Origin of the sequence: Hyphomicrobium sp., from assembly GCF_041674905.1 — a bacterium.
Lineage (GTDB): Bacteria > Pseudomonadota > Alphaproteobacteria > Rhizobiales > Hyphomicrobiaceae > Hyphomicrobium_B.
In genome coordinates this window covers 85,834-101,348 of record NZ_JBAYUV010000006.1, presented here as the reverse complement: position 1 = coordinate 101,348, position 15,515 = coordinate 85,834, and the positions used below count along the sequence as shown (strand labels likewise).

Annotated in this window: 11 protein-coding genes and 1 other RNA gene; 7 read left to right on the top strand and 5 right to left on the bottom strand. The window is 60.9% G+C overall.

Annotation, left to right across the window (positions count from 1 at the left end; all coding sequences use genetic code 11):
- Positions 1-2: 2 nt before the first annotated feature.
- The 5 genes from WC026_RS04310 to WC026_RS04290 form a co-directional block, all read right to left on the bottom strand.
- Entirely contained in the window at positions 3-1,847 is a 1,845-nt protein-coding gene (locus WC026_RS04310; RefSeq protein ID WP_372709569.1) for a DNA polymerase III subunit gamma/tau, read from the bottom strand.
- Between the two features lie 161 nt (positions 1,848-2,008).
- Positions 2,009-2,104: signal recognition particle sRNA small type (gene ffs, locus WC026_RS04305), an RNA gene on the bottom strand.
- 234 nt (positions 2,105-2,338) lie between these two features.
- Positions 2,339-3,091, bottom strand: a complete 753-nt coding sequence (locus WC026_RS04300) for a glucose 1-dehydrogenase (protein WP_372709568.1) — start codon at positions 3,089-3,091, stop codon at positions 2,339-2,341.
- Between the two features lie 5 nt (positions 3,092-3,096).
- Complete coding sequence (locus WC026_RS04295; RefSeq protein ID WP_372709567.1) at positions 3,097-4,008, bottom strand: prephenate dehydratase; 912 nt, start codon at positions 4,006-4,008, stop codon at positions 3,097-3,099.
- A 54-nt stretch (positions 4,009-4,062) separates the two neighbouring features.
- Positions 4,063-4,812, bottom strand: coding sequence for a 3-deoxy-manno-octulosonate cytidylyltransferase (locus WC026_RS04290; protein ID WP_372709605.1), 750 nt, complete (start codon positions 4,810-4,812; stop codon positions 4,063-4,065).
- A gap of 172 nt (positions 4,813-4,984) precedes the next feature.
- Here WC026_RS04290 and WC026_RS04285 point away from each other — a divergent pair, with 172 nt between their 5' ends.
- From WC026_RS04285 to WC026_RS04255, 7 genes are all read left to right on the top strand, one after another.
- The gene (locus WC026_RS04285) at positions 4,985-5,554 is read left to right on the top strand and encodes a cytochrome c family protein (RefSeq protein WP_372709566.1); all 570 of its coding nucleotides are present in this window, start codon (positions 4,985-4,987) and stop codon (positions 5,552-5,554) included.
- A 144-nt stretch (positions 5,555-5,698) separates the two neighbouring features.
- Entirely contained in the window at positions 5,699-7,636 is a 1,938-nt protein-coding gene (locus WC026_RS04280) for an extracellular solute-binding protein (RefSeq protein WP_372709565.1), read from the top strand.
- 28 nt (positions 7,637-7,664) lie between these two features.
- Complete coding sequence (locus WC026_RS04275) at positions 7,665-9,542, top strand: extracellular solute-binding protein (protein ID WP_372709604.1); 1,878 nt, start codon at positions 7,665-7,667, stop codon at positions 9,540-9,542.
- A complete protein-coding gene (locus WC026_RS04270) occupies positions 9,542-10,663 on the top strand; it encodes a microcin C ABC transporter permease YejB (RefSeq protein WP_372709564.1) in 1,122 nt (373 codons plus the stop codon). Before WC026_RS04275 ends, WC026_RS04270 begins: the two co-directional genes overlap by 1 nt.
- Positions 10,664-10,668: 5 nt before the next feature.
- A complete protein-coding gene (locus WC026_RS04265; protein WP_372709563.1) occupies positions 10,669-11,880 on the top strand; it encodes an ABC transporter permease in 1,212 nt (403 codons plus the stop codon).
- Positions 11,880-13,511, top strand: coding sequence for an ABC transporter ATP-binding protein (locus WC026_RS04260; RefSeq protein WP_372709562.1), 1,632 nt, complete (start codon positions 11,880-11,882; stop codon positions 13,509-13,511). Before WC026_RS04265 ends, WC026_RS04260 begins: the two co-directional genes overlap by 1 nt.
- A 154-nt stretch (positions 13,512-13,665) precedes the next feature.
- On the top strand, positions 13,666-15,468 hold the full coding sequence (locus WC026_RS04255) for an OmpA family protein (protein WP_372709561.1): 1,803 nt from the start codon (positions 13,666-13,668) through the stop codon (positions 15,466-15,468).
- Positions 15,469-15,515: the final 47 nt, after the last annotated feature.

Below are 15,515 nucleotides of genomic sequence, written 5' to 3'. Positions count from 1 at the left end.
CGTCAACCGGCCTCGCTCTCCTTATTATCGTCGAGATCCGCAGCCCTGCCGGACAAGCGGCGCACTTCGGCGATCTTCGCATCGGGGAATGCCTGAAGCACGGCGCGCACGGCCGGATGCGCCTTGAGTTGCTCAAGCTCGGCGGCTTCGCGCTCACGGCGCACGACGCCGATCGGGCGTTGGCCCGCTTCCTTCGAAATGACGACGACCCAGCGCCGTGCCGTCCACAGATTGAGCTTTTCGCGGAGGTCGTTGGCAAGCTCGGGCGGAGCATCCGGTAGCAGGAAAATATCGATCGAACCCGCAACCGCGTCGAACTTGACGAGGCTGACTTGGTCTTCGAGATGAATTTTGAGTTTCGCATCGCGCTTTTCGCCAACGAGGGCGACGACCTCGGCGAAGGAACGCGGATCGGGCAGTCGCGGCGCCGACGCCAGCGACGTTTGCTCGTCGTCATCGAGAGTGTCGCCGTCGCTGATGCTGTCGTCGAGATCGGTCTCGTCACCGGCGAAATCGAAGGCGTCGTCGGACGCGGCGTCTGTTTGTTCCGCACGCGGAGCCGTCGTCGCGGCGTTGACGGTCGGCCGCGTGTTCGAGGTGCGCGTTTCCGCCGGCGCCAACGCCGGGCGGCGCGCGGGAAGGCCCGCTCCACCGAGGCTCTTGATCAGTTCATCGGGCGTCGGCAGATCGGCCGTGTAGGCAAGGCGGATCAGCACCATCTCGGCGGCGACGTCAGGGTTCGGCGTGCGTCCGACCTCTTCGAGGCCCTTGATCAGCATCTGCCAGGCGCGCGACAGGTAAGGCATCGAGAGACGGCTGGCGAGATCGCTCAGCCGCTTCTTCTCTTCGGCCGTCAGACTTTCGCCCGCCGGTTCTTCGCCCACGGCTTTGACGCGGGCGATCGCGTGAACTGCTTCGGCGAGATCGCCGATGACCTCGCTGGCTTCGGCGCCATCGCGATGCAGGCTCGCAAAGCCACTGAGCGCGGCCGGGAGATCGCCACGAAAAACGGATTCCGCCAGATCGAAGATGCGCGCGCGATCGGCGAGGCCGAGCATATCGCGAACGCTCGCCGCCGTGACGTGGCCTTCGCCCATCGCGATGGCTTGATCGAGGATCGAGAGGCCGTCGCGAACCGAGCCTTCCGCCGCGCGGGCGATGAGCTGCAGGGCATCGGCGTCGGCCTCGGCGTCTTCGCTCTCCACGATCTTTTTGAAATGCGCTGCGAGCACGGGCTGCTCCACGCGGCGCAGGTCGAAGCGCTGGCAACGCGATACGACGGTAACCGGAACCTTGCGAATTTCGGTCGTCGCGAAAATGAAGCGAACGTGCGCGGGCGGTTCCTCAAGCGTCTTCAGAAGCGCGTTGAACGCGCCCTTCGACAGCATGTGAACCTCGTCGATGATGAAGACCTTCGTGCGCGCGATCAGCGGATTGTACTGCGCGTTCTCGGTAATCTCGCGGATATTGTCGACGCCGGTGTGCGAGGCGGCGTCGATTTCGAGCACGTCGGGATGACGGCCTTCCATGATGTCCTTGCAGTGGACACCCAAGCCCGGCATGTCGATGGTCGGCCTGTCGAAGCCCGGCGCTTCGTAGTTCAGCGCACGAGCGAGAATGCGCGCCGTCGTCGTCTTGCCGACGCCGCGCACGCCGGTCAGCATATAGCCCTGCGCGATGCGCCCCGACGCGAAGGCGTTGCGGAGCGTCGTCACCATCGCGGACTGGCCGATCAGATCATCGAAGGTCGCGGGGCGGTACTTGCGCGCCAGCACGACATAGGGCTTGGGAGCCTCGGCGCCCGAAGCCGGTACACTCTCGGCGGACTCTGATTTCTTTTTTGCCATCGATCCCGGAGTAGCTGACTTTCGCCCAAAGGGCGAGAGAGGCAAGGCGACTCGCGGCCAGGAGCGCCCTCTGCCTTGATGCGGGTGCCTTGTTTCGGGCTACGCCCGATGAGCCAAGCGCCGGATTGCATTTGCGATCCGGATTGCGCTCGTGAGCAAATAATAAAGGCTGGCGAACGACCCGATTCCTGATCGTTAGGGCTGCTTCCTTCCGGACCTGACCCAGTTGGCGACGAATTCGTCCGCCGCCAGCCCGCGCCTATAATGGGGTGAACGGCCGAGAAGTACAACCCCGTGATAGGGCTGTGACATTGCTTCCGAAATTGAATAGAGCGTGATGTGGCTGAGCGACCTCGGTTATGCGGTGCGAAGTGAGCAGGCGTTACGCTTTGGATATTACGCCTCGTTCTTCACCCCACCCCTCCCCTGAGGGCAGGGGGAAAGAGTGATCGGAACCCTCCATCTGGGTCAGTAAGAGCGCGGCTGCCGCGTCAGATGCAGCGGCCGCCGTCGACTTCGATGGCGATGCCGGTGATGAAGGCGCTGGCGGGCTCGGCGAGAAACAGCGCGGCGTTGGCGATGTCGAGCGGCTTCGACATGCGGCCGAGCGGAATGCCGGCGACGAACTTGGCGCGGTTCTCGGGCGTGTCGGGCAGCCCCATGAACTGTTCGAGCATGCCCGTTTCGCCAATGACCGGGTTGATGGCGTTGACTCGGATGTTTTTCGGCGCCAACTCCGCCGCCATCGACTTGGTCAGCGTGATCGCGGCCCCCTTCGAGCCGTTGTACCAGGTGAGGCCCGGACGCGGACGAATTCCGGCCGTCGAAGCCGTCGTTATGATCGAACCGCCACCGCGCTTTTCCATCACCGGCACGACGGCGAGCGTCGTCAGATAGATGGATTTGACGTTGACGGCGTAGATGCGGTCGAAGTCGTCTTCGCTGACCTGCATCAGCGACTGGTTCTTGTGCGTCACACCGGCGTTGTTGACGAGAATGTCGACGCCGCCGAAGCGGTCGACGGCGGCGGCAACCATCGCGTCGACGTCGCCACGCTTGGTGACATCCGTTGCCGTCGCGAGTGCGCGATCCGTGCCGATCTCGTTAGCTAAAGCCATAGCTGCCTCGCCGTTGACGTCGGCGATGACGACCTTGGCGCCTTCAGCCGCGAAAAGCTCGGCTATTCCTCGGCCAAAACCGGAGGCCGCGCCGGTGACGACCGCGACTTTGTCCTTCAGACGCATGCGGATCAGCTCGAACGCTTCAGCGGGATCTGGCCGCTTGCTGCAAGCTCGGCGGCTTCCTTGCGGAACGGGCTCGCGGGGTACGTTCCGAAAATTGTGATCTGCGTCGAGAAGAACGACAGTTCCTCAAGCGCAAGCTGGACGGAACGATCCACTGGATGGCCTTCGATGTCGGCGAAGAACATCGTGGCGTTGAAGGTGCCTTCTTCCTGATAGCTTTCGAGCTTCGTCATGTTGACGCTGTTGGTCGCGAAACCGCCGAGCGCCTTGTAAAGCGCAGCCGGAACGTTGCGCACGCGGAACAGAAACGTCGTCATAACCAGACCGTTGCCAGGCTCGGCATCGTCGGGATCTTTGGCGAGAATGACGAAGCGCGTCGTGTTGTGCGTTTCGTCCTCCATGTCGCTTTTCAGGATTTTGAGGCCGTAAATCTCGGCCGCAAGACGCGAGGCGATGGCCGCCGTCGTCGGATCGTTGCGTTCGGCGACAAGGCGCGCAGAGCCTGCCGTATCGGCCTCCGGAACCGGCTTCAAACCAAGCCTGCGGAGCGTTGTGCGGCACTGGCCGAGCGCCTGCGTATGGCTCATCACGCGCTTGATCGTTTCGAGGCTCGCATCCTCCGTCGCCATGAGCTGATGGCGAACGCGCAGGAAGTGCTCCGCGACGATATAGAGCCCGGCGTCGGGAAGCAGATAATGAATGTCGGCGACGCGGCCCGCGACCGAATTCTCGATCGGGATCATCGCGTAGCGCGTTTCGCCGGATTTCACGGCGGAAAGTGCGTCTTCGAACGTCGGATAAGCGACCGGTTCGAGATCGGGATAAGCTTCGCGCGCCGCGAGATGCGAATTGGCGCCGGGCTCTCCCTGATAAGAAATTTTAGCAGGCGTGTCGGAAGACTCGGTTCGGTGCGACATGGCGTATGGGCGCTTGATGTTAGGAGACAAAAGGGATTGTGAGAGGCGGGCGGATCATGGCGCGATGAGGCGGCGGGCGCGCTCAAGATCGGCGGGAGTATCGACACCGAGGGGAACGGTGTCAACGATCGCGACATCAATGCGCATTCCGGCTTCGAGAGCGCGCAACTGCTCGAGCTTTTCGCGTTGTTCGAGCGGCGACGGCGGCAGCGAAATAAAGCGTTCAAGGCTCGCGCGCCGATACGCATAAATGCCGATGTGGTGGTAAAGCGGCCCATCGCCCGACGGCGCGGTCGCACGCGTGAAGTAGAGTGCGCGGAGGCGATCATCCGCGATCGGCGTGCCAACGACCTTGACGACGTTCGGGTTCGTCCGCTCTTCGGGCTCGGATATGACGGCCGTCAAAGTCGCGATATCGACGTCCGGGGTTGCGAGGGGCGCAACGCAGCGCGTGACGAGATCAGGATCGAGCGTCGGGAGGTCGCCCTGCAGGTTGACGATGATACCGGCGCGGCGCTCGGGGTCGGCTTTCGTGACCGCCTCGAAAACCCTGTCGGAGCCCGAAGCATGATCGGCGCACGTCATGATCGCCTTGCCGCCGGCGGCTGTCACGGCCGCCGCGATTTCCCCGCTATCGGTCGCGACGATGACATCTCCGGCGTTGGCGGCCACGGCACGGCGCCAGACGTGGACGATCATGGGGGTGCCGGCGATGTCGGCAAGCGGTTTGCCAGGCAAACGGGTCGCCTGCATGCGGGCGGGTATAACAATCAGATTATGCTGGGACACTGGCTCAAGAATCATCATTCGGTGACAAACTGTCTCGCTAGCCTAGCAGGTGCGAAATCGTTTGTACGCTTGCATGGGAGAGGTGAGCTTATATACCTCTGCCCGTGGACTCGTACCAGTTGTATAGCATTTTCTCTTTGCACCTAAACTTACGTATTACCATCTGGCCAAATCCGGGGGCTTTGAAATGAGAATTGACGAATTCGAGTTCACCAAGATCGCCGGTGCGATTCTTTCCGCGCTGCTGCTGATCTTCGGGACCAAAACGATTATCGAATTGAACGTCGGGCATGGCGCGTTCAAGCCGGGCTTCACGCTTCCGGCCGCGAGCGCGGGCGGCGGCGCCGAAGCGCCCGCAGGCGCGGCACCGGCCGGGGCTGAAACGCCCGAGGAAGCCGCCAAAAAAGTGCTGGCGTTGCTCCCTAAAGCCAACGCCGAGAACGGCAAGGCGACGTTCAAGAAGTGTGCGTCCTGCCACGTTGCAGAAAAGGACAAGAAGGCGACGGTCGGCCCGAACCTCTGGGATGTCGTCAATCGTAAACGGGCGTCATTCCCTGGATTTGCCTATTCGGATGCCATGAAGGCCAAGGGCGGCGACTGGTCGTTCGAGGAACTTGCGAAATTCATCCACAGCCCGAAAACCTATATTCCGGGAACGAAAATGGTTTTCGCAGGCCTGTCGTCGGAAGGCGACGAGGCGGATCTTCTCGCTTACCTCGCGACACTTGCCGATACGCCCGTTGCCTTGCCAAAATGACGGCAAGTTAACTCGCTATACCGCCTAAAGTTTGCGACCCTGCCGAGCTGTTGGCGGGGTCGCTTCATATTCGGCGTGGGCTTATCCCCGCGCCCGCAGGCTATGGTAGGCTTTCGAGCCCGAGGAGAGAGGTCGAAATCGAATATGCGGATGCGCCTGACGACGTTTACTCTCGCCGCCATGGCGTTTCTCAGTTCTCCGCCGCTTTCGAACGGCGCGCGCGCCGACGAGCCGCAGTGCCGCCCAGCGATTTCGCTCATCGGCGAACCGAAGTACGGCGCCGATTTCAAGCATTTCGATTGGGTCAACCCTGACGCGCCGAAGGGCGGCACGCTTCGTCAGTGGGCGGATGGTACGTTCGACACACTCAATCCGTTCTCGGATAAAGGCGTCAAGGCGGGCGGCCTGAACCTCATCTACGATAGCCTGTTCGCGAACAGTCCTGACGAACCCGAAACGCAATACGGCCTGATCGCCGAATGCACGTCATACCCCGACGACTTTTCCTCCGTCACCTTCAAGCTTCGCCCCGAAGCCAAGTTCAACGACGGCACGCCTATCACGCCCGAGGACGTGATTTTTTCGTTCGACGAGTTCAAGAAGGTCAATCCGTTCTACGCCTTCTATTACAAGAACGTCGCCAAGGCGGAGAAGACCGGCGAGCACGAGGTGAAGTTCACGTTCGACTCCAAGGGAAACCGCGAGCTGCCGATGATCGTCGGGCAGATCAGCATCGTGCCGAAGGCGTATTGGGAAGGCAAAGACGGCAACGGCAAGCAACGTAGCCTCGGCGAAACGACGGTCGAGGTTCCGCTCGGCAACGGCGTCTACAAGATCAAGTCCGTCGATATGGGACGCAAGATCGTCTACGAGCGCGTTGCCGACTATTGGGCGAAAGACCTGCCGGTGATGCGCGGGCAATATAACTTCGACACGCTGGAAGTGACCTACTACCGCGACCGGTCTCCGGCATTCGAAGATTTCAAGACAGGCAAGCTCGATTTCTGGATGGAGAACCGGGCCGCCGCATGGGCCGCGCAATACGATTTCGACGCGCTGAAAAAAGGCCTCGTCAAGAAAGAAGCACTGCCGGTGAAGCGGGTTGCCGGAATGCAGTCATTCGCGTTCAACACGCGGCGGGCGCAGTTCCAGGACCCGCGCGTGCGGCAGGCGTTCAATCTGTTGTTCGATTTCGAAGAGACGAACAAGAAGCTGTTTTACGGTTCCTATGTTCGCCTGGGCAGCTTTTTCGAGAACTCCGATCTTGCGTCCAAGGGCCTGCCTGAGGGGCGCGAACTCGAGATTTTGAATGAGATCAAATCCGAGGTGCCGCCGGAAGTTTTCACGACGGAGTGGAAAAATCCCGTCAACGACAAGGACGGCGATTTCCGCAAGCATCAGCAGGAAGCGCTGAAACTTTTCGAGGCCGCCGGCTGGCAAATCAAGAGCGAAGCAACCGACGACGGGTCGTGCGGATTTTTCTGCAAGGCGATGCGGGCGGTCGGGCTATCATCGGCCAAGACGGCGCGCGTGCTCCGGAACGACAAGGGCGAGCAGATGACCGCCGAGTTCCTGATCAACGGCGATACGTTCCAGAATATCATTCTGCCCTACATTCAGAATCTCAAGGCGATCGGCATCAACGCCTCGGTTCGAGCTATTGACGATTCGTCATACAAGCAACGCGAAGACCATCGCGACTTCGACATCATCGTCGATACTTTCGCACAATCGAATTCGCCCGGAAACGAGCAGCGCGATTTTTGGGGATCGGCCGCCGCCGACAAGACCGGCAGCCGCAACACTATCGGCATCAAGAATCCCGCCGTCGACAAGCTGATCGACAAGATCGTGTTTGCGAAAGATCGTGCCGATCTCGTCGCCGCCACGCACGCGCTCGATCGTGTGCTGCTGTGGAACTTCTATGTCGTTCCGCAATGGTACTACCCTTATGAGCGCATTGCGTATTGGGATATCTTCGGCCGGCCGCAGACGCTGCCCTCGCAATCGGCTTCGTTGCTGCAGGTCTGGTGGATCGACCAGGACAAGCAGAAGGCCGTCGCAGCAGCAAAGGCAAAATGATCCGGTGCCGGTTTCTTTTCAGACGCGAATGCTCGTGATGCCGCGATTAACCGCTCTCGCTGCAGCGGCGGCGGTGCTTCTGTCGCCCCTCCTGATAACGGTCGCCGACGCCGAACCGCGCCACGGGCTTTCCGTTTTCGGCGAACTCAAATATCCGGCCGACTTCCAGCACTTCGATTACGTCAATGCGGATGCACCGAAGGGCGGACGAATCGTGACGCTTGGCACCGGCGGCGCGAACACGTTCGACAATCTCAATCCGCATATCCTGAAAGGTGACGCGGCGCAGGGGCTCGAGTTTCTGTTCGACGCGCTGATGGTTCGCGCGCAGGACGAACCCGACGCGGTTTACGGTCTGGTCGCGCAGTCGGCCGATGTTGCGCCCGACCGCATGTCGGTGACGTTCAAGCTGCGCCCCGAAGCGAAGTTTACGGACGGCACGAAGATCACGGCGGACGACGTCGTTTTCTCGTTCAAGACGATCAAGGAAAAAGGGCACCCGGCGCTGTCGCAGCCGCTGCACGACGTCGTTTCGGCAGAAGCGCTGGACGCGGAAACGGTGCGCTATACGTTCCAGGGAACGCTGACGCGCGATCTGCCGATTACGGTGGCGCAGCTTCCGGTGTTGTCCAAGGCTTATTATTCAACGCAGCCGTTCGAGGAAACGTCGCTGAAGCCGCCGCTCGGGTCCGGACCTTACAGGATCAAGGATTTCAAGCCGGGCACGTTCATTTCCTACGCGCGGCGTGAGGACTATTGGGCGAAGGATCTGCAGGTCAATCGCGGTCGCTTCAACTTCGACGAGATCCGCTACGATTATTATCGCGACCGAAACATCGAACTCGAGTCGCTGAAGTCCGGGCAAATCGATTTCCGCGAGGAGTTTTCGAGCGTCTCGTGGGCGACAGGCTACGACATCGCCGCTGTTCGCGACGGCCGCTTGATCAAGACGACTCTGCCTGACAATCGGCCATCCGGCGCGCAAGGGTTTTTCATCAACACGCGGCGCGATGCATTTAAAGATCCGCGCGTACGGCAAGCGCTCGATCTGGTGTTCGATTTTGAATGGTCGAACAAGAAGCTGTTTTACGGACTTTACAAACGGACGACGAGCTACTTCGAAAACTCCGACATGAAGGCGACCGGGCTGCCGAGTCCGGCGGAATTGGCGCTGCTTGAACCTTACAAGGACAAGCTTTCTCCGGAAGTTTTCGGCGAACCTTACATGCCACCCGTAACTGACGGCAGCGGCAACAATCGCGACAACCTGAAAAAAGCTCGCGACCTGCTGATCGCCGCCGGCTGGAAGCCCGGCGCCGATCACATGCTGCACAATGCCAAGGGCGAGGTGCTGACGATCGAATTTCTCGACTTCGAAGCCGCGTTCGAGCGCATCACGGTTCCTTACACGGACAATCTCAAGCGTATCGGCATCAACGCGTCGTGGCGCCTCGTCGATCCGAGCCAGTACGAGCGGCGCGTGAAGTCCTTCGATTTCGACGCGACGACGCAGCGCTATTCGCTTCGGCTTACTCCCGGCATCGAGATGCGCAGCTATTGGGGCTCGGAGGCTGCCAAGCTCGACGGGTCGTTCAATCTCGCGGGTATTTCAGATCCGGCCATCGACGGATTGATCGACAAGGTGACGGCGGCCAAATCGCGCGCCGAACTCGTTACAGCGACGAACGCCATCGACCGCGTACTTCGCGCCGGGCATTACTGGGTTCCGCACTGGTACAAGGCGTCGTACGGAATCGCTTATTGGAACAAGTATTCGCATCCGGACGTGCAGCCGAAGTATGATGCGGGCGTGCTCGATACGTGGTGGTTCGACCCGAAGAAGGCCGAGGCGCTCGCTTCCGGCAAGCCCGCAACCCAACCGCAACAGCAACCGGCGAAGCCCTGATGGCCATCTATCTTTTGAAACGGGTGCTGCTCGTCATACCGACGCTGTTCGGCATCATGCTGTTTTCCTTCGTCATCATCCAGTTCGCACCGGGTGGACCGGTGGAACAGATGATCGCGCAACTGACCGGAAATTCATCCTCGATCATCAGCCGCATGGGCGGCGGAGGCGGCGATGCCTTGGGCGGCGGCAACTCCGCGACGGCGCAACTCGGACAAGGCGCCGATGCGATCACATCGAAGTATCGCGGCGCGCAGGGGCTCGACCCCGCCTTCATCAAGAGCCTTGAAAAGCAGTTCGGCTTCGACAAGCCTGCACACGAACGCTTTTTCCTGATGATGAAGAACTATGCCACGTTCGATTTCGGCAAGAGCTATTTCCGCGACGTTTCGGTTCTTGAGCTGATCAAGGAGAAGCTGCCGGTTTCGATTTCGCTCGGAATATGGATGACGCTGCTGACGTATCTGATCTCGATCCCGCTCGGCATCCGCAAGGCGGTGAAGGACGGCGAACCGTTCGACACTTGGTCGAGCGCCGTTCTGGTCGTTGGCTACGCCATTCCCGGATTTCTGTTCGCGGTTCTGCTGCTCATTCTGTTCGCGGGCTCGTCGTTCTTCCAATGGTTTCCGTCGCGCGGACTGTTCTCCGACAACTGGGACCAGCTCTCGCTGTTCGGAAAAATCACCGACTATCTATGGCACCTGACGCTTCCGATCATCGCCATGGCGGTCGGATCATTCACGGCGATGACCTTCCTGACCAAGAACTCGTTTCTTGATGAAATCCGCAAGCAGTACGTCGTCGCGGCGCGCGCCAAGGGGCTCACCGAAAATCAGGTGCTCTACGGGCACGTCTTCCGCAACGCGATGCTGCTCGTGATTTCCGGCTTCCCGTCGGCGTTCATCAGCGCCTTCTTCTCCGGTGCGCTGTTGATCGAAACGATTTTCTCTCTGGACGGACTAGGGCTTCTGTCGTTTGAAAGCATCGAGAAGCGCGACTATCCCGTCGTATTCGCGTCTCTGTTCATTTTCTCGCTGGTCGGGCTGTTCGTCGGCATTCTCTCCGACTTCGTCTACACCCTTGTCGATCCGCGCATCGATTTCGAGACGCGCGAGGTTTGAGCCGGATGGATCAGAAAACCGACAGCGAACGGATTGAGACCACCTCGCCCGCGCAGACGACACGCTGGCAACGCTTCAAACGGCGTTTCCATCTGTCGCCAGTCAATCGCCGGCGGCTTGCGCGCTTCAAGGCACACAAGCTCGGCTATCGCTCGTTCCTGCTGTTCGCCGGACTGTTTCTGGTTTCGCTGTTCGCGGAATTCATCGCCAACGACCGGCCGCTGATGATCAGCTACAAGGGCGAAATCCTGTTTCCGGTTCTCGTCGACTATCCGGAAGAGAAATTCGGCGGGTTTCTTGCGATAACGGACTACCGAACTCCCGACATCGCCAACGAGATCAACGCCAACGGGTGGATGATCTGGCCGCCGATCCGATATTCCTACGATACGATCAACAAGGATTATCCGGGACGCATCGGAACGGGTGGTATCTGCCTCGGCTATCCATCGCCGCCGCCGTGGTCATCCTCAATGAAGCTTTGCGATGCGCCGGCCGATCAATTGGCGCGCTTCCATGAGCTTGGAAATACCAATTGGCTCGGCCTCGACAGCCAGGGGCGCGATGTCGTCGCGCGTGTCATTTACGGATTCCGGATTTCGGTTCTCTTCGGACTCATCCTGACAATCGTGTCGTCGGCGCTCGGCATCATCGCAGGCGCCGTGCAAGGCTACTTCGGCGGCAAGGTCGATCTCATCTTCCAACGGCTGCTTGAAATCTGGAATTCGATCCCGGAACTGTTCGTGCTGCTGATCCTGTCGTCTCTGTTCATTCCAGGCTTCTGGACGCTGCTCGGCATTCTGATGATCTTCAGCTGGACGTCGCTGGTCGGGCTCGTGCGCGCCGAATTCCTGCGCGGGCGCAATCTCGAATACGTGCGCGCGGCGCGGGCGCTCGGGCTTTCAGACTGGCAGATCATCTTCAAGCATCTGTTGCCGAATGCGACGGTCGCAACGCTGACGTTCCTGCCGTTCAAGCTGTCTGGCGGCATCGCGGCGCTGACGGCGCTCGACTTCCTGGGCCTCGGCATGCCGCCCGGGTCGCCGTCGCTGGGCGAGCTTCTGCTCGAAGGCAAGAAGCATCTCGAGGCGCCGTGGCTCGGCATCTCTGGCTTCGTCGCCGTGTCGATCATCCTATCGCTCGCGATCTTCATGGGTGAAGCGGTGCGCGACGCGCTCGATCCGCGCAAGACGTTCCGGATGCAGGGGAAAGAATGATGGCCGACACTGCCCCGCTCGTCGACGTGCGCAATCTCTCCGTCGCTTTCGGCGACGGCGCGGACGCGACGCGCGTCGTCAACGGCGTCTCTTTCCATATCGACACGAGCGAGATCGTCGCGCTCGTCGGAGAGTCCGGATCGGGCAAAACCGTTTCCGCGATGTCGATCTTGCAGCTTCTCCCGGCGTCCGCCTCGTATCCGACGGGAGAAATCCTGTTCGAGGGCAAGGATATTCTGAAAGCCAACGAAGCGCAGCTTCGCGCCATCCGGGGCAAGCGTATTTCGATCATCTTCCAAGAGCCGATGACGACGCTCAATCCACTGCACACGATCGAGGTGCAGGTGGGCGAGATCATCAAGCTGCACCAGAAGCTTTCCGACAACGATACGCGCACGCGGGTCGTCGAGCTTCTGACCAAGGTCGGCATTCGCGATGCGGAAAAGCGCCTGTCGGCCTATCCGCACCAGCTTTCCGGCGGTCAGCGGCAGCGCGTGATGATCGCGATCGCACTCGCAAACCAGCCGGATATTCTGATCGCGGATGAACCGACGACGGCGCTGGACGTCACGATCCAGGCGCAAATCCTGGAGCTGCTCAAAGCGCTGCAAAAAGAAATGGGCATGGCGATGCTGCTCATCACGCACGATCTCGGAATCGTGCGGCGCATGGCCGAGCGCGTGTACGTGATGAAGAACGGTGAGATCGTCGAAACCGGAAATACGGAAGACGTTTTCACCGCGCCGAAGCATCCTTACACGCGGCATCTGATCGAAGCCGAGCCGAAGGGCGAACCGCCCGCCGTTGACGCTTCGCGGCCCGTCGTCGTCGAAGCGGACAATCTCAAGGTTTGGTTTCCGATCAAACGCGGCTGGCTGCAGCGGACGGTCGATTACGTCAAAGCGGTCGACGGGCTTTCGATGAAAGTGCGGGCGGGTGAAACGCTCGGCGTCGTCGGAGAATCGGGTTCGGGCAAGACGACGCTCGGGCTGGCGCTCTTGCGGCTGCTCTCGTCCGAGGGTCCGATCGCCTATGTCGGCAAGCGCATCGACGGCCTCAACAACAAGCAGATGCGGCCGTTGCGCAAGGAAATGCAGATCGTTTTCCAGGACCCCTATGGGTCGTTGTCACCGCGTCTGACGATCGAGCAGATCATCGAGGAAGGGCTGCTGATCCAAAATCCGGAACTCGACGAAGACGGCCGCAAAGAGCGGGTCGCGACGGCGCTACAGGAAGTCGGGCTCGATCCCGCAACCCGCGATCGCTATCCGCACGAATTTTCGGGCGGACAGCGGCAGCGCATCGCAATCGCGCGCGCCATGGTCCTGAAGCCGAAGTTCGTCATGCTGGATGAGCCGACGAGCGCGCTCGACATGAGCGTGCAGGCGCAGATCGTCGATCTCTTGCGCGACCTGCAGAGAAAGCGCGATCTCGCGTATCTGTTCATCAGCCATGACCTCAAAGTCGTCAGGGCACTGTGCAACTACGTCATCGTGATGAGAAACGGCAAAGTCGTCGAGGAAGGTCCGTCGCGGGAAATCTTCGATCATCCGAAGGACGACTATACGAAGGCGCTGCTGGCGGCTGCTTTCGATATCAAGGTCGCGCATCGGGCGGTGCTCGCCACGTGAGTGCGAGCTTAAGTTAATATCGATTATTCAGGCCAGGGACAGCTCTCTGCCGCAGAATTGCCGTACCGGCCGCGCTTTTGCTCCCGATGTAAGCGCCCCGCGCGCCGATTCGCATCGGTGACGCGCGACGACGTCAGATTTCGAGAGGAACTTTATGATCTCGCACCGAAAGGCGGCTGTTGCAGCGGCTTCCCTCCTGTCGGCCTTTATCGTGGTACCGACCGTAACTTTCGCGGATGACAAGCCACCCCAAGGCGACTCCGCAACGGAGAAAGACAACAAGAAGCGCGGACGCGATGGCGGCGAGCGGCGGGCGCCGCGCGAGGACGGTCGCAGCGGTGGTGGCGGCGGCGCAGGCTGGCAAGGGAAAGATCCTCGCGAGAACAAACGCGGCGGAGACCGGCAGGCGCAGGAGCCTCGCGAGAACAAGCGCGGCGGCGGCCAGCAGGAATCTAAACCGCAAGGACAGTCAGAACAGCAGCCGCGACCGCAGCCGAACAAGCCGGCTTTTGCACCGGGCAGGAACGAAGACGGCAACCGGCCGTCGTTCACGAAACAGCCAAAACAGCAGGAATCTCCTCCCGTCATCAACGCCGCTCCGAAGGAGACGGTGCCTCCGAATACGTTTTCCAAGGACCGGGCGCAGGACCAGCCCAAGACCGGAGATCATGGCCAGCGTGACGGCAAACGCTTCGGCGATCGGCGGCCGGATTCCAATCCCGGTGCGGCTCCGAACGATGTTTCGCCAGCCGGTGATAGGGCCGGTAACAGACCGGACGCTGGGCCGAACGGACGGCCGAGGCCATCGGTCGGCGGTTTCGGTGGAGCTGCGGATCGGGCGAGAAATCTTCCGAAGCCGCCGTCGGCAGCTGACGCACGCGTGCGCTTCGAAAATCTGCGCAAGCAGCGGACCGAGAAAACCATCGCAGGCGGCGGCGTCATGATCAAGGAGCCGGGCAACCGGACGATCTTCAAGCAGAACAACCGTTTCGTGATTCAGCATGACGAGACGGAACGGCTGCGGCGCGTCGCTCCGAATGCGCGCTTCGAGAAGGGCCGGAGCGGCACGAACATCGCCGTCATCGACCGGCCAGGGAATATGAAAATCTATTCCGAGACGGATGCGGACGGACGTCTGCTCCGGCGCTACCGGCGCGGGCCTGACGGCCGCGATGTGATCATCATCGACAACCGCCGCAGGGACCGCCGTGGCGTCAGAGGTCGCGATATCGCAGCGGGTGTCGGGATCGGCATCGGCGTCGTGGCCGGAGCGGCAATCCTCAACTCCGTTCTCGATGTGCCGCCGCCGCGCGTCCGCATTCCGCGTGACCAGTACATCGTCGAGTACGAAGGCGCGAGCGACGAGGCCGTCTATGACGCGCTGAGCGCGCCTCCTGTGGACGAGTTCAGCGATCGCTACACGCTGGACGAAATCCGCGCGACGGCAACGCTGCGCGACCGCATGCGCCGCATCGACCTCGATGACATCAACTTTGAGTTCGGCTCTTGGGAAGTGGATCCGGGCGAATACCGCAAGCTCGAGCGCGTGGCTCGCGGCATGAAACGCGTGATCGCACGCAACCCCAACGAGGTCTTCATGATCGAAGGCTACACGGATGCGGTCGGCTCGCAGGAAGACAACCTGTCGCTTTCCGATCGGCGCGCGGAATCGGTTGCGGAAGTCCTGACCGAAGAGTTCCAGGTTCCGTTCGAGAACCTCGTCACGCAGGGCTACGGCGAGGACTATCTCAAAGTGCCGACGCAGGCGGCGGAACGTCTGAACCGGCGCGTTGCGGTCCGACGTATCACGCCGCTGCTGGCACGCGGAGACGAACCGCCGGGCCGGGCGGTGCCGCCACCGCGCCGCGACGACGAACGGTACGATCAGGGTCCGGATGATCGCGGTCCCAATGATCGTGGGCCGGGGCCAGGACCAGGCGGACCCGATAGGTATTGATCAAAATAAAAAGGCGCATCTCAACGGTGCGCCTTTTTCCATTCGGT